Consider the following 18,965-nt stretch of genomic DNA (forward strand, 5'->3'; position numbering starts at 1 on the left):
CTCCTGTATACACTTATTAGAATTTATTTTTATTTAATACTCTACATTATATCATAAAAATTTAATTGTAACAGATTTGTTTCATTGTTAAATATTTTATGTACATTCATTTTAATTATAAAACATTCCAAGCTGAAATACTAATACTGCTATTAACACGCCTAACAAAGCTCCTGCTATGGTTTCCCAGAATGTATGTATTTTTCCCTCAATCCTACTTTGAGCAACCAATACAGCCATTATATATGCAAGAGTAGATGCAACTACTCTTTCTGTCATAAGTGTAATTGCAGTTGCTATAGCAAATGCTAGAGCAGCATGACCACTTGGCATACCTCCTTTTAAAGGTGTCCCTGTCGAAGTCAATGCTTTTACTACTACTACAGCTATAAGAACCAACAATATGCATATCAAGGTTATATGCAATTCTGATTCTCTTATCTTGTAAATTAACATTCCAGATATATCTGTCAATTTATCATAAAATAAAATATATCCAACTACTACTGAGTTTAATGCTGCTACTAGTACACCACCTGCTGCAACATCTTTTGCTATTTTAGCAAGTACATGATATTCATCAGTTACCAGGTCTACTGCTTTTTCTATAGCTGTATTAAACATCTCAGCAACTACAACTAAACATATAGACATCAGTAACATTATCATTTCCAATTTTGAAAAGTTAAAAAATAAACTTATTATAAGCACAGCAACTGAGCCTAAGTAATGTATTTTCATATTCCTTTCAAATTTAAATGTATATAATATTCCTTCTATAGCTGCATTAAAAGCTTTAATTATACCTTGACGAGTTTTTCCTGTTTTCATAAGAATTACTCCCTTGTTATGTTTAACTTATTTAATATGTATTCTTCTTTTTCTCTCATTTCTTTTGTATTTTCATCTGTATCATGGTCATACCCTAAAAGATGAAACATACTATGACATATTAAAAAACATACTTCTCTTTCAAAGCTATGATTATATTCTATGCTTTGCTCTAAAGCTCTTTCAAGAGATACTACTATATCTCCTAAAGATTCTTCTTCCAATTCAACATCTTCAAAATCATCACTTAAAAGAGGAAATGATAAAACATCAGTTGGTCTATCAACTCCTCTATATTCTCTATTTAATTCATGAATCTCTTTATTATCTACAAAAGAAAGACTCACTTCATAATTATCATCATATCCTTCATAATCCAAACACTCTAAAATTATATCTTTTATTTTTTCTATTAGTTCTTCATTTACTTCTAATTTATCTTGTCTATCATCTAATATCAAATCCATTAATTACACCTACTTTTTATTCATTAATAATGCTATACATCTATATTACTACACTTTTACTTTCTTTTGAAAGTCTTTTCCTGTATTTTCATTTTTTTGCGCTCTTCTTTTTTAAATTCTTCTTTTTTATCATGCTTCTCATAAGCTCTTATTATTCTCTGTACTAACTCATGTCTTACAACGTCTCTGTCTGTTAACATTATAGAGCCTATCCCTTGAACGCCCTTAAGAATCTCTGTAGCTTGTATAAGACCACTTTTTTTATTTTGTGGCAAATCTGTTTGTGTTATATCACCTGTAACTACAGCCTTAGAACCAAATCCTAATCTAGTTAAAAACATTTTCATTTGCTCAGAAGTTGTATTTTGAGCTTCATCTAATATTATAAAAGAATTATCAAGAGTTCTACCTCTCATAAATGCAAGTGGTGCAACTTCTATAGTACCTCTTTCTAAATATTTATTAAACTTATCAGCACCCAACATTTCAAATAACGCATCATATAATGGTCTTAAATATGGGTCTACTTTATCTTTTAAATCTCCTGGTAAAAATCCTAAACTTTCTCCAGCTTCCACTGCTGGTCTTGTAAGTATAATTCTACTAACTTCATCTCTTTTAAAAGCTTTCACTGCCATAGCCACAGCAAGATAAGTCTTTCCTGTTCCAGCAGGACCAACACCAAAAGTTATATCATTATTTTCTATAAGCTTTATATACTCTTTTTGCCCTAAAGTTTTAGGTTGAACAGCTTTACCTCTTTGAGTTATAACAATTGTACCTTCAAGTTCTTTTATCTTTTGCTCACTACCTTCAAGTAAAAGAGATAATGAATAAGAAATGCTTTGTTTATCTAAATGCTTACCATTTGATACAGTTTGATGCAATTCATTCATAAGTTTTAATGCAGAATCTACATTTTTTTCTTCTCCTATTAAAATTATATTGCCTTCTCTAAGTATTACATCTATATTTAAAGTTTTCTCTATCAATTTTACATTTTCATCAAAGTTGCCAAATAACTCTCTTTCAAAATTGCCATCTGCTATTGTAAATTTTTTTTGTATTATCAATTGAATTAATCCTCCTCAAGTTTTAGGTTAAATTTTATTAATTGTTGTTACTATTATTATTTTGACTATTGTTACTATTTTGATTACTATTATTTCCATCAGAATTATTTTGGTCGTTATTATCTTTATTATCCTCATTAAACTCATTTCTTATATCATTTATTGGTCTTTTTTGTGGATTAGAAGGAACTTCCTCTTCTCCCTCTTTTGGTTTACTATCTTCCTTTATAAATCTTTCTGCCTCTGCTTTACTAAGAGGATAAATTTTAGCGATATTTTCACTAGTTTGAACTGTTATTAAATATTCTAACATATTTTTATTAACCTTATAGCTATGTTTTACATCTATTATTCTAGCCGAAGCTGGTATTATGTATTCTAATTCTTTTAAAGCTTTTTCAGATAATTCTTTTTTCAACTCTTCTTTGTTCTTTTTCACTTCAACTTTTTTGGTTTCATAAAAAGTACTCGTCTTTATTTTTATAGGGAAAGTATAATCTCCCATTGAAAGTCTTTTTTCTTTATTTTCAACAACATAATTCTTATATTTTATATTTTTTCTAATTGTAAATTCTTTATCATAAAAACTTATTGTGTGTACCTTTTTCTTTTCTCCAGTTTTTTTATTTACAGTATCTACATAGCTTGCCTTTTTAGTAGATTCATAAAAAGTACTTGCCCATACTTCGGGTATTGATTTTGTATTAGCACCATTTAGTAAAACAGCGCCCTTTTGGACTATATCTCCAGATTTAACAACAGACTTACCACTTCTAGGGATTACCTTTTCTATTATACCATTTTTTAAAGCAATTACATTACAATAATTTGATTGGTCTGTAGATTTTAAGGATTCAGCCTTTTTTGTAACAGTAACAAATATATTGGTTCCTTTTACATTAATAGATAAATATGCGACATCATTAAATTTTGACATCATATGGTCCCTAACTTCTTTTCTGTCAATACTCTTTTTGTATACTCCTGGTCTTACTCCAACTTTATAAAGTTCACTTCTAAGAGTTTCTTTTTTTATACCTTCTGGAGATTGTATATATACATCCGTTACAAATTGTGATGTTGACATCAATAAAAGTAAAGAAACAATAGCACAAATCCACATACCTTTGTGCTTATAAATTCTTTTAATAATAAAAGGAACTCCTGTTTTTTGTTTTACCTTAATATCAAACTTACTTCCTCTATAAATATTCTTAAATTCTTTTATATCTTGTCTATTTATATTAAACTCGATTTTAGTATTTTTTATTCTAGTTACATTGTAAACATTTATTCCATTTCTTATAAGATGATTTAAAAATTGTTCAAGCCCTACTCCTTCCACAACTATAACATAGTATCCCCTTATAAAACTTATCAAGTGTATCTCCTCCTAATCAACATACTCCACATTGTATATAATTCCCTTTATACCTATCTCACTGTCAGTAATATACTTAAGCGAAAGTTTATCCCCAGATATTTTAATTGTTTTTACCTTAGTCTTTATTTTTATTAAATCAACTTCATATTCTAGTATTGATAGATAATTTTCTATACTCATAAAAGTATTACTTGTAACAGTAACAACTGGTTGATTTACTTGTAAATCAGTGGATATTTCTAACATAAGCATTACCCCCTTAATTAATTTTATGCTTAAAATAGGTATTTATGCACTTTATTGATACTATCATGGAGTAGTTTTAAATTTTTTTAGACAGTAAATACCTAATATTTAATATATTATTTAAACAAGAAAAAGGTAATCATATTGATAAAAATCAACATGATTACCTTTTTACTTTTTTGTATATAAAATATAAAAAGTATACAATTTTTTTATTAGTCTTGCTCTATTAAACCATATCCACCTGCTTTACGCTTATATACTATATTTATTTCAAAGTTATCTTGATTTCTAAACATATAGAAGTTGTGTCCTACCAACTCCATTTGAAGAATTGCCTCTTCTGAACTCATAGGTTTTACATTAAATTTCTTTCTTCTCTCTATAACTATATTTTCATCTTCCTCATCATCATAGTCATAATCATTAAATTCGCTACTATTATCTATAAAGTCAATATTTTCAAATCTTATGCTTTTATTATTTTGAACTTTGTCTTTAACCTTAGTCTTATACTTTACAACTTGTCTACTTAATTTGTCACAAACAATGTCAATTGCTGCATATAAATCTTCTTCTACGTCTTCTGCCCTTATTATTTGACCATTAATAGGAATTATTGTAACCTCCACTTTCTGTCTATCCTTTTTCGCACTTACTGTTACTTTCACTTCTGATTCAGGATCAAGGTATTTTTCTAACCTACTTAATTTTCCATCTACGTATCCTTTTATTCCGTCAGTTAATTTCATTTGTCTTCCAGATACTATTATTTGCATAAAAACCTCTCCCTTCGAGCCTTTCCAATTCTAATACTTTAATATGTTAATCTTTAAATATATTTTTGATACATTTATTATATTTAAATTAATATAATTGTATATGAAAATGATTATTTTTAATAGTCTATTCATTTTTTATTTGATATGATATTATTAAAAGTACGGGGTAATTTACAAAACCTTTACATTCTATTTATTAATAAACCATATAAAATAATTCAAAAATCCAGCATAAACCAGCCATATCAAATAAACCAAATTTATATATCCAGCTCTCTTATCTATTTTAGAAAATTTTAAAATAACTATTATAGAAACCATAATCATTATTATTATGTCTATTAAAGCTGTAAATCTAAGTCCAAATCCAAAAAATAGTATACTCCAGACAAAATTTAATGCAAGTTGTAATCCATAATAAAACACTGCATCTCTTACTTTAGGCAAGTTGTAACCTTTTTTTAATATTAGGTATGAAGATATACCCATCAATATGTACAATATAGTCCAAACAATAGGGAAGATAAAAGCTGGTGGTGCAAAGCTTGGTTTTGTAAGTTGTAGATAGTACGTTGAAATATCTGTTCCACTAATCAACATGGTCAAAATACTACTTAAATAACCTATTATTAATGGTATTGATATGTTTATCAAAAAATTTCTAATTTCCTTTACCGATATAATCAAATTTTTCCCCTTCTTTCAAAATTTTCTTTGATTATAGATATGCTCAGATATGACTTGTTATTCTCAAAAATTATAAAAAGCCTAGAGATTTCTCTCTAGGCTATATCAATCTATTGTAAGTTTTGTTTTACCAACTTATTTATAAGTTTTCCGTCAGCTCTACCCTTAACTTTTGGTTGAATAACTGACATTATTTTTCCCATATCCTTCATAGATGTTGCCCCTACTTCAGATATAGTACATTTTACAATTTCTTCTAACTCTTCTTCGCTTAATTGTTGAGGTAGGTACTCTTTTAAAACTTCAATTTCAGCTTCTGTTTCTTTTACTAAGTCTTCTCTTCCAGCTTTTTCAAATTCAACTAATGCATCTCTACGTTGCTTTAATTGTTTTGCTATTACATCGATAATTCCATCTTCATCAAGTTCAGTTCTATTATCAACTTCATACTGCTTTATAGAAGCTCTTATTAAAGTTACTACAGATTTTCTCACTGTATCTTTGTTTTTCATCGAAGATTTCAAATCCTCTTGTAACTTTTGCTTAAGGGACATCCCCTTCACCTCTTTATTCTTATTTACTACTATTTTTTAGCGTTTTTTCTTCTTGCTGCTTCAGCTTTTTTCTTACGCTTAACGCTTGGCTTATCATAGTGCTCTCTTTTTCTTACTTCTGACATGATGCCAGACATTGCACATTGACGCTTAAATCTTCTTAAAGCGCTGTCTAATGTTTCATTTTCTCTAACTCTTACTTCTGACATTTCTTTTTCCCTCCCTCCAATAGCGCAATTATGCTGGGACTGTAACTATGTTCTTTTTGCATAATATGCATTACAACCTAACACTTTGTTTATTATAAACTAAATTTTTACTTTTATCAAGTATTTTTATCAAGAAGGAACTCAATTTTTCAATAATTTAGTTTAGTTTTGTTCTGCTTCGTAATTAGGAAGCTTTTTACCTGCTAAAATATGATAGTGCAAATGCTTAACTTCTTGCCCTCCATCGCTTCCACAATTATTTATGATTCTGAATCCAGTTTGGTCAAAACCTTTCTCTTTAGCTATTTTATTAATAACAACATGAATATGTGACACAATATCCATTTCTATATCAGGAATATCAATTACACTATCATAATGTTTTTTAGGTACAACTAATATATGATATGGAGCAACTGGGTTCAAATCATTAAATGCCAATACTCTTTCATCTTCATAAACTTTAGTTGAAGGTATTTCTCCGTTCGCTATTTTACAAAATATACAATCCATTTCCTTCCACCTCCTATCTTATAAATATTATAATTTCTACATGTTATAGCAAAATTCCTTCTACATATTCATTTTTTACATCATTTATTTTTACTTTTAATATCTGACCTTGTATGTTTTTGTCACTTTCAACAACAACTCTTATATAATTTGAAGTCAGTCCTTCAAACTTATTGCCCTCTATATTTTGTTCAAATAAGACTTCTAATTCACTACCAATAAATTTAGTTGCAAATTTACTAAAGTTTTCTTTACTTAAATTTAAAAGTTGTTCACTTCTAAAGTGTTTCATTTGAGGGTCAATTTGATTTTCCATAGTTGCAGCTGGAGTTCCTTTTCTTGGCGAATATTTAAAAATATGCATTTGTGAAAGCTCTATATCTTTTAAGAAATTGTATGTTTGTTTAAATTCCTCATTAGTTTCTCCTGGAAAACCTACTATTACATCTGTAGTTATTGCTACATTTGGTATTTTATCTCTTAATCTATCCACAATAGTCTTATACTCTTCAGTTGTATATCTTCTATTCATTCTTTTTAGAGTTTCATCACATCCACTTTGAAGAGATAGATGATAATGAGGACAAACCTTCTCCATCTTTAAAACTTCATTCACAAATTCATCAGTAAACAAAATCGGTTCAACAGAGCTAAGTCTAATTCTTTCTATTGCATCTATTCCATTTATTTGTTTTATTACATCAAGAAGTTTAATATCCTTATCTTTTAAATCTTTTCCATAAGAGGCTACATGTATTCCTGTTAATACCACCTCTTTATAGCCATTTTTAGCCAATTTTTTCACTTCATCAACTATACTATCAATATCCCTACTTCTAACACGTCCTCGGGCATAAGGAATGATACAGTAGGTACAAAATCTGTCGCATCCATCTTGAATTTTCATAAATGCTCTAGTCTTTCCATTGGTTTGACTAATTTCTATTTCTTCAAATGCTTTTACCTTCATTATATCATCAACTGTGCTAACTTTTTTACTTGCATCTATCCTTCTAATCTCTTCAACAATCTTCCTTCTATCATTTGTACCCATGACTAGGTTTACTTCTTCTATATCCAAAATTTCTTCTGGCGATACTTGTGAATAACATCCCACAACGGCTATTATTGCATCTGGATTTTTCTTTTTAACTCGTCTTATATATTGACGAGATTTTCTATCACTCATATGAGTTACGGTACATGTATTTATAACATAAACGTCTGCATATTCTTCACTATTAACTTGTTCATATCCATCTTTTTCAAATAGTTCTAGCATAGCTTCAGTTTCGTATTGATTGACTTTACACCCAAGTGTATAAAAAGCTACTTTTTTCAATTTATTATTCTCCTCCTAAATCACTCAGCTCATACAAAGCTATTGTTGATGCTACAACAGAAGCTGTCTCAGTTCTCAATATTCTAGGTCCTAATGATACAGTACTGCAATTATCTTTTTGAACTTGCTCTATTTCTTCCTCAGCAAAACCACCCTCTGGACCTACAAAAATTCCAACTCTATCTATATTAGAATCACAATTTTTAAGTGCCTGTTTTATTGAGACAGTTCTTTCGTTCTCATAAGGACAAATATTTACATCATTTTTTTTCATATCTTCTAAAGCTTCTTTAAAACTTAAAACACCTCTTAAATTTGGAATTTTACCTCTTTTACTTTGCTTTGCGGCTTCATAAATTATTCTTTCCCAACGTTCAAATTTTTTATCTTCTTTTTTATCATCAACTTTAGCAACACTTCTCTTAGTTTGAACTAATATTATTTCATCTACACCAACTTCAGTTAGTTTTTGAAGTATCATCTCCATCTTTGGAGCTTTTGGAAGACCTTGATATAATTTTACCTTAAGTTTAGATTCTCTATTTATATCAACTTCTTCTAAAATTTTTAAATTAACCATATTTTTTTCTATATTTGTTATCTCGCAAATATACTCATTATTATCTTTATCACATATCTCAAGTTTTTCTCCTAGTTTACACCTTAAAACTTTTGAAATATGTTTTACATCTTCACCTTCTATAATGCAGGCTTTGTCTTGTAAATTTATATTATTTTTTTCAACAAAGAATCTATCCATTATATTCCACCCAGCCTTTTACTTTTTAAGTTTAGAAACTATCGCTGACCATTCACCTAGTTTTTGAACCTCAACTATTTCAAATCCATTTTCGATTAAGCTTTCTTTAACTTCCTCTACTTTGTCCAAAATTATACCTGAAGATATAAATATAGCATCTTCTTTCATAAAATTTTGTACATCTTTTGCAAGTATTTTTATTATATCAGCGATTATATTTGCAACTACAACATCAGCTTTATCTTTTATTACATCTGTTAAATTCCCATGCATTACAGATACATTCTCTTCAACTTTATTTTCAAGCACATTTTCTTTTGCAACTTTCACTGCAACTTCGTCTAAATCTACAGCTACAACCTCTTTTGCCCCTAATTTAGCTGCTGCTATTGCAAGAATTCCGCTACCACAACCAATATCAAATACTTTAGAATCTTTATTTACATATTTCTCTAATTCTCTAATACACATACTAGTAGTCTCATGTGTTCCTGTACCAAAAGCCATACCAGGGTCAAGCTCTATTATCAAATCCCCTTCTTGCATATCGTAATCTTCCCATGTAGGTTTTACTACTACCTTTTGACCTACTCTTGTTGGTTTATAGTATGCTTTCCATGCATTTGCCCAATCAGCTTCATTTACTTGGTCTAATGACACACTTCCTTCACCTATATCTATACCAAAATCTCTTAGTCCTAAAACTTTTTGCTTTATTATTTCGACAAATTCCATCACATTTTTTTCTTCTGACACATAAGTCTTTATCAGTACACCATCTTCTTCATTCTTTTTAAATACTTCTTCTTCTACATAATCCCAATCTAATTCATTTTTCTTTTGAAATAAGAAATCTTTTGGGTCTTCTATTACAGCCCCTCCAGCACCTTGTTCATATAGTATATTTGTTATTGGCTCAACTGCCTCTGTTGTTGTTTTTATAGTTACTTCTATCCAATTATTCATAAGTTTACCTCTCTTTTCTATATTAATTTTCCTATTTTTCCATAACTTTTATTATATCACAAATATCATACTTTTTTGTTTTATAAATTTTTTATTAGTTTATATCTACATTATAGTTAATTTACTTAATTTATAATAAATTGTCTAACTTATTTTTAGCACTTTATTTGATTATGCTTTTCCCTTAATACATTTTAAATAGTTCACATTATATTTATTATATACAAATTAGCAAGATATACATTTTAAACAAAAATTTTTGGTTATTTTATATGTTTCCTACAATAAAATCATCTGATATTATATAATTAAATTTTAAATTATTAAGGAGAATTACAATGTCAGAAGTAATATTAAAAGATATATCAAAACTTTATTCTAATGGATTTAATGCAGTAAAAAATATAAATATATATATTAAAGATAAGGAATTTATAGTTTTAGTGGGACCATCTGGTTGTGGTAAATCGACAACACTTAGAATGATTGCTGGTCTTGAAGAAATATCTTCTGGAGAATTATATATAGGAGATAAACTTGTCAATGATATAGAACCAAAAGATAGAGACATAGCAATGGTTTTTCAAAATTATGCTTTATATCCTCACTTATCTGTTTATGAAAACATGGCATTTGCACTTAAACTTAGAAAAATGCCAAAAGATGAAATAGATAAAAAAGTTAAAGAAGCCGCTAAAATATTGGATTTAGTCCCTCTTTTAGATAAAAAACCTAAAACATTATCTGGTGGACAAAGACAAAGAGTTGCTCTAGGACGTGCAATAGTTAGAAATCCTAAGGTATTCTTAATGGATGAACCTTTATCTAACTTGGACGCAAAACTTAGAACTGCCATGAGAACAGAAATAACTAAGTTACATCAACAGCTTGGAACTACATTCATCTATGTAACACATGACCAAGTTGAAGCTATGACTATGGCTGACAGAATAGTAGTAATGAAAGACGGAGTGGTACAACAGATTGCAACTCCACAAGATGTATACGACTATCCAGCTAATGTGTTTGTTGCAGGATTTATTGGAGCTCCACAGATGAACTTTATTAATGTTACATTAATAGAAGAGAATGAAGAAATATATGCTAAAAACGAATACATTAAGATAAAATTAAATAGAGAAAAACACTATGATTTAATAAAGGACAACTATATTGAAAAAGAAGTTATTATGGGTATTAGACCAGAAGATATACATATAGGAGATAATTTTGTTAAATCTAATCAAGATACTTGCTTTAAATCAACAGTTGAAATAAAAGAGCTTATGGGGGCAGAGACCTATGCTCATTTAAAATTAGATGTAAATACAATAACAATTCGATTTGACAGCAAAAATAGAGTTGATGTTGGTGATAATTTAACTCTTTCAGTTGATAATAATAGAGTACACTTATTTGACAAAGAAACTGACTTAGCTATAAGATAATAGTATAATCTTATTTCTAAGGAGACTTTATGGAAGACTTGAAAAGTTTTTTTGAAAAACAACTCAATAAAAAAATAAATATTTACCCTTATAAAAATCAAAGTTTAGATGCCAATAGTCATTTAGTTACTTTTAATGATACTGTTTATGTTATTGATTTTTTAGATGAAAATAACTTAGATAATCTAAATGGTCACTTTTATTTAATTTATCAGCCACATATAGATTTTGAATATCTAAAAGGTATTTTTTATAACTTATATGATGATATAAATACAATTCAACATAGTAGTTTTTTTGTAGTAAACTCTAAGTATAACTTAGACATTAATGTAACTACACAAAATATAATTGAAACTGAAACTTATCAAAGTACTTATATTTTCTATCTTGGTGAGTTAGATAACAAATCTGATTTTAATTTTAGATTGCAGTTATGCTCTAATTTACTATCTTATATTGTAAAAGATAATGCTAAGGATAAATTTTTAAATTTATTTGACCTTATTAGGTATAAAACTTTAGACTTAATTAACAAAGACGATGTACTTAATAGACTGATAGACTTCAATAAGATAAAATCTATTGATGAAGAACTTCTATCTACAGGAATAAAATTTATAAATAATGACTTAAACATCTCTAAAACATCTAGTGATATGTTTTTACATAGAAATACACTGGTATATAGGTTGGAAAAAATTAATGAAATACTCAACCTTGATTTAAAAAACTTTGAAAATGCAATGATTTTTTATCTAAGTGTAAAATCTTATTTTCTATATAAAAAAAATTAACTGCTAAATCAAGCAGAAATGCTAATTCACATTTCTGCTTGATTTTAAGTTAAAATACTATATACTTTATCAAATGTTATTTATCAAATATTCTCTCCTTTAAACTTGTAAATATTTGATAAGATATCCTTTTTTATAAATAATATCTTTAATCTTATTGAATCTATTATTTCTTTAATACATTATTTCGCTTGCTTTAATTGTTTTGTAAAAACAAAGTTTAGCAAAAAACTTATTGTGCCTAAAATCACCATAACATATCCTAAAATTTTAAATTGACTTGATGTTATAGTTGCTTCAAACACCATTCCAAGTAGTACAGTAGCAAAAATTGAACCTAAATAACGACTAGTTTGAAATAGACCAGAGGCTGTACCTATGCTCTCAGGAGGACTTTCTTTAAACATTGAAGATTGTAATGCTACATTACCAACTCCATAACTAACACCTGCTAATGATAAAATTATCCCCTTACCTATTACTGGTATTTGAATAAAGATTAATGAAAGAAGTATTGCACTAATCAACATAAAAATTGATGACACTATAAGAGGTACTCTAGTTCCAGATTTGTCTATCCATTTTCCAGTCAATGGAGATATGAAAATTCCTATACCAGACATGAACAACATAAATAGACCAGTTGACCTAGCACTGTAATGTAGTGCATCTTGAAAATAACTTGGAAGACCAAAAAATAAGATATAATTGAAGAAGTTTAATATAATAAACTGTAAATATACCTTTGATAACTTAGGATTACTCATAAAAAGTTTAATATCTATAAAGGGTAATCTCGTTCTCAGTTCATGCCAAATAAAAATGCACATCAAAATTAATCCTAATACAAATTGCTCTAAATTAAAAGACTCCTTAACTGATAATAAGAATAGTAATATAAAAATCATTGCAATTGAAAATAAAACTATACCAACAACATCTAATCTTGATAAAACATTCTTAAAAGTCTCTTTTATACTTTTTTTCTTTTTTATTTCTTTTGGAAATAAAAAATATCCTAGACAAATGGCAACCATAACAATTGGTATATTTACAAGAAATATAGCATGCCATCCACCTAAATCAAGCAATACTCCGCCTAAAGTTGGACCTAATCCTGCTGTAGTTGAAGCAAAAATAGTTAAAACTGCTAATGCAGAAGATTGTCTTTCCTTTATATTATTTTGTATAAGAGCAACTCCAGATGGATACAATGTACTTGTTCCAATAGCTTGAATTACTCTTATAAAAATCAATATAAAGAATGATTGAGTAAATGGTACCATAAATGCTGAAAAACTTACGAGTATTAAACCACTTAAAAATAAAACTTTTCTACCTATTAAATCTCCAATCTTTCCTGAAACTGGCTGTGCAATAGCACTAGCTAAATAAAAGGCTGAAACCATCCAAGACACAGTTGTAAAACTAATATTAAAATCGTTTTGTATACTATGTAATGCAAGTGAAATCATAGATGAATTAAGAGGATTCAGCATAGTTCCTGAGCCTATAGCCACTAAAAAAAGAGTTCTTTTAGCATTTATCTTACTCATATATCATGCCCCCAATATTTTTGATTCATTTATCTTATAAAAAAGCTGCTCCTATAATTCCTGCATCTGAACCTAGGGTTGCACATACAATTTTTGCTATATCTTCTTTTTTGTATAAAACAAACTTTCTTACCAATTCTTCAATCCCATCAAGTATTATATCACTTGCTTTAGAAACTCCTCCACCAATTGATATCACTTCTGGGTCTAATGTATTTATTGTATTTGCAAATGTTTTTGCTAAATAAGTTTTAAATCTAGTTATTACTTCAATTGCAACTGTGTCATTTTCTCTATATGCATCAAACACCATCTTTGCATTTATTTTTTTTAAATCTCCTTCTGCTAAATCTAAAATCATACTTTTTCTACCTTCTTGTATAAGTTTTTGAGAATATTTTATAATGGCAGTTGCTGAACAAAAAGTTTCCACACAACCATTATTTCCACAATTGCAATCAAAATAGTTTTCTCCTATTACTTGATGCCCTATTTCTGAGCCTAATCCATGGGCTCCAGAAAAAACTTTTTGATTAATTACTATTCCTCCACCTACTCCAGTTCCTAAAGTATATAAAACTCCAACATCTGCACCTTTCATACTTCCAAACTTTGATTCTCCAAGTGCTGCTACTGTTGCATCATTTTCTCCATGAATTTCAACATTTGGAAACCTTCTTTTTAGTTCATTCTCAAAACTTTCTCCATCCCATTTTAAGTTTACACAAGTTACTAAGCCTTTTTTATTTATAAATCCAGGTACTCCAAATCCAATAGACTTTATCTCTTTCATCTTTAGATTGTTTTCTTCTAACAATTTATCAATCATTATTTTTATATCATCTAGTATTCCTTCAAATCCCTTTTCAACCACAGTTTTACATTCTGTTCTAAAAAGTATCTTTCCTTGATTATCAACCACACCTGCTTGTATGCCTGTTCCTCCAATGTCTACACCTATATAATACATCTTTCTCACCTTTCTCTTTTAAATTTTATTAATATATATATATTATCATGTCTATATTATATTAAAATGTAAAACCATGCAAATCTTTAATAATATCTTTAATACAAAACAAAAACACCTTCCCATAGTATATTTTCACTATGAGAAGATGTCTATTTTTATAAATTATTTCAATTTATTAGATGTCAAAACAAACTATATTTAAATCAATTATTTTAAACTTTTATCTCGACTTATTTTTTCGTACTAAACAATATTTTTGCAACTATATATCAACCAAATCTTAAATATATTTTTTACAAACATAAATTAGTTTTCCATAACATAATAAGTTGCTTTTATTATTCACCAATCTATACTAAAAATCTTATACACATAATATATATATTTCTTTACATATACATATATTTGACTAAATACATATTTCTTTACATACATATCTAGCCTATTACCTAACCATACATACATATTTCTTTACATATGCACATATCAAAAGCAATTTTTTACGTAAATTTTTCTAACTAAATTATAAGCAAATATGCAATTTGTAAAAGTTTTAATTCTTACAAATAACTTTAAAACTTAGATGCTTTGGCTATACAATATGACTATTTTACTACCAAAATTTTAAGTCTAGGCAATTCCAATAATTATCCCAGCTTTTGAGTTTTTCCAGTACTTAATATAGCACTAAAAACATTTAACTTTATTTCATAGATTATAATTGAGTTTTCTTCATCATTTGGCTGTGCCACATCCGTTCCCACTGGAATCACCCCTTTCTCTTATTTGATTATATTATAGCATATTAGATATGTAGGGACAAGCATTTTTTCAGAAAATTATTTATATTCAGTTTTATTTTTTGTCTATCTTATAGCATGTTAATGTAATTAATATTTATACAATTTACTCTTTACATATATAAACAATAGAAGAATATTTTGAATCTAAGTCAGTCTTATATATAGATTTTAGATTTTTAACACTTATAGTATACTCTTTTCCAGATTCAAATTTAGCCTTTATATTCACTATAAAATCTCTTTTAGAATCTACTATAATATCTTCTACTTGAACTACTGGATCTATCAAGTAGTTCAATTCATCTTCTGCTAATACCTTATCAAGTGTCATATTAAAAGTAAGAGAAATTCCATCATTATTATTATCAACTGCTTCAAGTTTTAATTTTGGCTTTTCTACACCACCTGCACAAACTGGTAAACTTCCTCCTTGTATACCAGAAGCCATTGCGCTCAATCTACATTTTATAGATGGTTCTTCACAAACATTATATTCATTTCCTGTAGCATTTTCATCTGATATTAATCTACATAAATCTCCCAATTGCTCATATCCTCTAAGAGTTAAAGTCATCCATTGGTCACCAAACCATATTTTTCTACTTACAACACCAAACGAATAATAATCTGATGGTCCTGTCCCTGACATTTTATCACTATTTTGTGGTACTCCTCCATAGAAACGACCTATCCCATGACCAATTGCCATAGCAAGACCCTCAACATCTAAGTTTTCCATTCTAACTAATCCACCAGATACTAGGACAGTCTTTACTCCATATTCTTCAAATGCATATACATTTGGTTCTATTCTATCCCATTCTAAATGTATATTTATATCTGGATAAAATCCTTTAAATAGTTTTATTAAATATTGGATTGCATTTAAGCCCAATGTCATATGTATTGGAAATTGTGTGCCATTTTGGAATATATCATTTGCTTGTTCTCTTGTAAATAGGGTATGTGCAGATGTTATAGTTCCTTTATATCCAAATTTATATGGTGAGAATTTTTTATTAATGGCCACCTCTGTGTTGTCCTCTTTATGGAAAAGTAACACACCTCTTTCTTTCACAAGATGTTTACATGCTTTCATATGTTCTTCACTTCCTATAATAGGTAATTCATTGTAGTTTTCCACTTTTAGATTATCCTCTAAATCTTCAAAGTGAAGTTGAAGTGTATAATCCCCACAAACTACTCCACCTGCAATAACTAAATGTTTGTCAGCACTTCCCTCAAAATTAATATCAGTTGTTATATGATGAACTCCACCAGTATAATGACCTAAACTTGCAGTTAAAACAGGTACTTCATTTCCATCTTTGTCAATTAACATGTCTCCAGGTTTCAATTTACCTGCCACAGTAAATTTTCCATTAGCAAGTAAAAATACGTGGTCTGCAGTTACGATTAATTCGCTCTTACCATTTTTTATTTTCTTTTCTAACTCATCTGAACTTTCTTCATCTAAAGAACGATATACAATGTATACCATTGATGGTTGTTCTCCACTTTCTGTCCCTGTACTAAATTGTACTTTTACAGGCTCCCATGCAAGATTTATTTTTTCTCCAGCCTTTTTTATAGAGCCTCCCAATACCTCATCACCATTTTTAATATTTTGTACTTCTACTTCTCCATCTGGTATTGCAATGAAAGTACCATCTGCAAAGCATGAACAGCAGCAACAACAATCTTCTAAATTCCAGTCTTTATTCTCCATACGTTTAGCTATACAGTCATCAATTAAATGTTCTGTAGAAGATGGAAGTGTTTCTCCTGTCTTACTATTCCTACACATTACCACATGTACTGCTTGATATATTCCTTGGTCTCCACATGAATCATGATATGCCTTTGAAGTAGAAAAATCCATACAATGCATTTCTAAACAAGCCTTTAACTTTTTTTGCTCCAAACGTCTTTTACATTCATTATAATCATAGCCCATAGTAAAACACTCCTCATTATTTTAATTTTCTAATAATATTTCTCTTGCCACTTCTTCGTTGTTCGATTTTAATATATAAATAATTTGTTTAAGATATTTAAATAGATACTCTAAGTCTTCTTTACTTGTATTAAGACCAAAACTAAAACGTATTGAAGCATAGTGTTTTGTGTTTGCTCCTATTGCTTCAAGTACATGAGAAGTTTTTATCCTTTTTGAACTGCATGCAGACCCAGGAGAAACACTTATACCTATATTATTTAAACTTCTTATAATCGCATGACTATCAAGAAGCGGAAAGCCTATATTTAAATTATTTGGAAGTCGATTTTCAAGAGACCCATTCACAATATAATCTGGTTCAATTTTTTCAATCTCTTCTAAGAAAAACTTTCGTAATTCTAAAAGTCTATTTGATTCATCATTCATTTCATTGTAAGCAAGTTTAGTTGCCATTCCTAAAGCCATTATATGACCTACATTTTCTGTACCAGCTCTAAGTCCATATTCTTGTCCTCCACCATGTATTATTGGAACTAAGCTTAATCCATTTTCTACATATATTCCACCAATGCCTTTTGGGGCATATATTTTATGTCCTGAAAATGTAAGAAGTGAAATTCCCCACTCCTTAGGTTTTAAAGGTATTTTACCAAAAGCTTGTATTGCATCCACCATGAAAGGTATATTATAACCTCTACATATATCTCCTATCTCCTTAATAGGATTTATTGTACCTATTTCATTATTTGCAGCCATTACTGATACAAGTATTGTATTTTCCTTTATAGAATTTTTTATATCTTCTGGTGATATCCTTCCCAATTTATCTACATCTATATAGGTTACCAAAAATCCAAGTGTTTCAAGATATTCCATAGTTCTAAGTACTGATGGATGCTCAATCTTAGTGGTTATAATATGACCTTTTTTATCCAAATACTTAAACGCTATCCCTTTTATAGCCAAATTATTTGATTCAGAACCTGAGCCTGTAAGATATATTTCCTCTGTATCAACCATTAAACAGTCTGCTATTGTCTTTCTGGAACTATTTATAATATCGAAAGTATAATGTCCTTGTACTGTTGAACTACTTGGATTAGCATAGCCATAAACCCCATCATAATAATCTTTAAGTAATTTAACTATCTCATCACGAATATAAGTTGTTCCATTTGAATCTAAGTACACTTCTCTAAAATCATTTGCTTTAATTTCAGCACATGGTTTACATGATTTAGCTTCAGGATTTTTTTTCTTTTCTTCCTCTATATAAGAACCATACTTATCTTCATAATCTTTTTTATTATCTTCATATACAAAACTTATTTTAGATTCTTTAATTATGTTATCAAGTTTAGAAAATAACGTGCTATCTAAAAATTCTTTTTCAACTTCTTCATCTGTATAATCTAAAGCTGGATTCTTTATAAGATATTCAAGAAAACTTTGAACATTTCTACATGTATGCAGATTATGTGCATATGTACTATCTTTTGCAATACTTAATAAAACCTGACTTGATATATTATCTTTTAACCCAAATAAATTTCTAAATTCTACACAATAGCTTTGTATATTTTTAATAATATCCATTTGTATTTGCCTTCTTTC

The 18,965-nt window shown here is 28.5% G+C and carries 19 protein-coding genes; 2 read left to right on the top strand and 17 right to left on the bottom strand.

Annotation, left to right across the window (positions count from 1 at the left end):
• Positions 1-111 precede the first annotated feature (111 nt).
• The 13 genes from IC174_RS10065 to prmA form a co-directional block, all read right to left on the bottom strand.
• Entirely contained in the window at positions 112-831 is a 720-nt protein-coding gene (locus tag IC174_RS10065) for a diacylglycerol kinase (RefSeq protein WP_227432594.1), read from the bottom strand.
• A 5-nt stretch (positions 832-836) separates the two neighbouring features.
• The gene (ybeY, locus tag IC174_RS10070; RefSeq protein ID WP_227432593.1) at positions 837-1,298 is read right to left on the bottom strand and encodes an rRNA maturation RNase YbeY; all 462 of its coding nucleotides are present in this window, start codon (positions 1,296-1,298) and stop codon (positions 837-839) included.
• Positions 1,299-1,354: 56 nt separating this feature from the next.
• The gene (locus IC174_RS10075) at positions 1,355-2,371 is read right to left on the bottom strand and encodes a PhoH family protein (RefSeq protein WP_227482837.1); all 1,017 of its coding nucleotides are present in this window, start codon (positions 2,369-2,371) and stop codon (positions 1,355-1,357) included.
• Between the two features lie 37 nt (positions 2,372-2,408).
• Complete coding sequence (yqfD, locus tag IC174_RS10080; RefSeq protein WP_227432591.1) at positions 2,409-3,752, bottom strand: sporulation protein YqfD; 1,344 nt, start codon at positions 3,750-3,752, stop codon at positions 2,409-2,411.
• 12 nt (positions 3,753-3,764) lie between these two features.
• Positions 3,765-4,001 (bottom strand): YabP/YqfC family sporulation protein, encoded by a 237-nt coding sequence (locus tag IC174_RS10085; RefSeq protein WP_227432590.1) that lies wholly within the window; start codon positions 3,999-4,001, stop codon positions 3,765-3,767.
• A gap of 215 nt (positions 4,002-4,216) precedes the next feature.
• Complete coding sequence (gene hpf, locus IC174_RS10090) at positions 4,217-4,780, bottom strand: ribosome hibernation-promoting factor, HPF/YfiA family (RefSeq protein ID WP_227432589.1); 564 nt, start codon at positions 4,778-4,780, stop codon at positions 4,217-4,219.
• A 192-nt stretch (positions 4,781-4,972) separates the two neighbouring features.
• Positions 4,973-5,470: a TspO/MBR family protein gene (locus tag IC174_RS10095; protein ID WP_227432588.1), complete on the bottom strand. Its 498-nt coding sequence runs from the start codon at positions 5,468-5,470 to the stop codon at positions 4,973-4,975.
• A 110-nt stretch (positions 5,471-5,580) separates the two neighbouring features.
• Positions 5,581-6,024, bottom strand: a complete 444-nt coding sequence (locus tag IC174_RS10100; protein ID WP_227432587.1) for a GatB/YqeY domain-containing protein — start codon at positions 6,022-6,024, stop codon at positions 5,581-5,583.
• Positions 6,025-6,053: 29 nt separating this feature from the next.
• Positions 6,054-6,233: a 30S ribosomal protein S21 gene (gene rpsU, locus IC174_RS10105; protein ID WP_003416618.1), complete on the bottom strand. Its 180-nt coding sequence runs from the start codon at positions 6,231-6,233 to the stop codon at positions 6,054-6,056.
• A gap of 162 nt (positions 6,234-6,395) precedes the next feature.
• A complete protein-coding gene (locus IC174_RS10110) occupies positions 6,396-6,746 on the bottom strand; it encodes a histidine triad nucleotide-binding protein (protein ID WP_227432586.1) in 351 nt (116 codons plus the stop codon).
• A gap of 43 nt (positions 6,747-6,789) precedes the next feature.
• Entirely contained in the window at positions 6,790-8,088 is a 1,299-nt protein-coding gene (mtaB, locus tag IC174_RS10115; protein WP_227482838.1) for a tRNA (N(6)-L-threonylcarbamoyladenosine(37)-C(2))-methylthiotransferase MtaB, read from the bottom strand.
• A gap of 4 nt (positions 8,089-8,092) precedes the next feature.
• Positions 8,093-8,848: an RsmE family RNA methyltransferase gene (locus tag IC174_RS10120; RefSeq protein ID WP_227432584.1), complete on the bottom strand. Its 756-nt coding sequence runs from the start codon at positions 8,846-8,848 to the stop codon at positions 8,093-8,095.
• An 18-nt stretch (positions 8,849-8,866) separates the two neighbouring features.
• On the bottom strand, positions 8,867-9,814 hold the full coding sequence (gene prmA / locus IC174_RS10125) for a 50S ribosomal protein L11 methyltransferase (RefSeq protein WP_227482839.1): 948 nt from the start codon (positions 9,812-9,814) through the stop codon (positions 8,867-8,869).
• A 338-nt stretch (positions 9,815-10,152) separates the two neighbouring features.
• Here prmA and IC174_RS10130 point away from each other — a divergent pair, with 338 nt between their 5' ends.
• Positions 10,153-11,262 (top strand): sn-glycerol-3-phosphate ABC transporter ATP-binding protein UgpC, encoded by a 1,110-nt coding sequence (locus IC174_RS10130; protein ID WP_227482840.1) that lies wholly within the window; start codon positions 10,153-10,155, stop codon positions 11,260-11,262.
• Between the two features lie 29 nt (positions 11,263-11,291).
• Positions 11,292-12,059 carry a PucR family transcriptional regulator gene (locus IC174_RS10135; RefSeq protein ID WP_227482841.1) on the top strand — a complete coding sequence of 256 codons (768 nt, stop codon included), beginning with the start codon at positions 11,292-11,294 and terminating at the stop codon, positions 12,057-12,059.
• Between the two features lie 182 nt (positions 12,060-12,241).
• On the opposite strand, the gene IC174_RS10140 is transcribed toward IC174_RS10135, so the two are convergent.
• The 4 genes from IC174_RS10140 to IC174_RS10155 form a co-directional block, all read right to left on the bottom strand.
• Positions 12,242-13,615: an MFS transporter gene (locus IC174_RS10140; RefSeq protein WP_227482842.1), complete on the bottom strand. Its 1,374-nt coding sequence runs from the start codon at positions 13,613-13,615 to the stop codon at positions 12,242-12,244.
• Between the two features lie 34 nt (positions 13,616-13,649).
• Positions 13,650-14,585, bottom strand: a complete 936-nt coding sequence (locus tag IC174_RS10145; RefSeq protein WP_227432579.1) for an ROK family protein — start codon at positions 14,583-14,585, stop codon at positions 13,650-13,652.
• Positions 14,586-15,494: 909 nt separating this feature from the next.
• A complete protein-coding gene (locus IC174_RS10150; protein WP_227432578.1) occupies positions 15,495-17,348 on the bottom strand; it encodes a hypothetical protein in 1,854 nt (617 codons plus the stop codon).
• Positions 17,349-17,369: 21 nt separating this feature from the next.
• Entirely contained in the window at positions 17,370-18,947 is a 1,578-nt protein-coding gene (locus tag IC174_RS10155; protein WP_227482843.1) for a cysteine desulfurase family protein, read from the bottom strand.
• Between the last annotated feature and the right edge of the window lie 18 nt (positions 18,948-18,965).

This window comes from Clostridioides sp. ES-S-0001-03 (assembly GCF_020676075.1).
Lineage (GTDB): Bacteria > Bacillota > Clostridia > Peptostreptococcales > Peptostreptococcaceae > Clostridioides.

Coding starts and splice junctions, on each gene's coding strand:
- IC174_RS10065 (WP_227432594.1), bottom strand. CDS start 831: ATGAAAACAGGAAAAACTCGTCAAGGTATAATTAAAGCTTTTAATGCA.
- ybeY (WP_227432593.1), bottom strand. CDS start 1,298: ATGGATTTGATATTAGATGATAGACAAGATAAATTAGAAGTAAATGAA.
- IC174_RS10085 (WP_227432590.1), bottom strand. CDS start 4,001: ATGTTAGAAATATCCACTGATTTACAAGTAAATCAACCAGTTGTTACT.
- hpf (WP_227432589.1), bottom strand. CDS start 4,780: ATGCAAATAATAGTATCTGGAAGACAAATGAAATTAACTGACGGAATA.
- IC174_RS10100 (WP_227432587.1), bottom strand. CDS start 6,024: ATGTCCCTTAAGCAAAAGTTACAAGAGGATTTGAAATCTTCGATGAAA.
- rpsU (WP_003416618.1), bottom strand. CDS start 6,233: ATGTCAGAAGTAAGAGTTAGAGAAAATGAAACATTAGACAGCGCTTTA.
- IC174_RS10110 (WP_227432586.1), bottom strand. CDS start 6,746: ATGGATTGTATATTTTGTAAAATAGCGAACGGAGAAATACCTTCAACT.
- IC174_RS10120 (WP_227432584.1), bottom strand. CDS start 8,848: ATGGATAGATTCTTTGTTGAAAAAAATAATATAAATTTACAAGACAAA.
- prmA (WP_227482839.1), bottom strand. CDS start 9,814: ATGAATAATTGGATAGAAGTAACTATAAAAACAACAACAGAGGCAGTT.
- IC174_RS10130 (WP_227482840.1), top strand. CDS start 10,153: ATGTCAGAAGTAATATTAAAAGATATATCAAAACTTTATTCTAATGGA.
- IC174_RS10135 (WP_227482841.1), top strand. CDS start 11,292: ATGGAAGACTTGAAAAGTTTTTTTGAAAAACAACTCAATAAAAAAATA.
- IC174_RS10140 (WP_227482842.1), bottom strand. CDS start 13,615: ATGAGTAAGATAAATGCTAAAAGAACTCTTTTTTTAGTGGCTATAGGC.
- IC174_RS10145 (WP_227432579.1), bottom strand. CDS start 14,585: ATGTATTATATAGGTGTAGACATTGGAGGAACAGGCATACAAGCAGGT.
- IC174_RS10150 (WP_227432578.1), bottom strand. CDS start 17,348: ATGGGCTATGATTATAATGAATGTAAAAGACGTTTGGAGCAAAAAAAG.
- IC174_RS10155 (WP_227482843.1), bottom strand. CDS start 18,947: ATGGATATTATTAAAAATATACAAAGCTATTGTGTAGAATTTAGAAAT.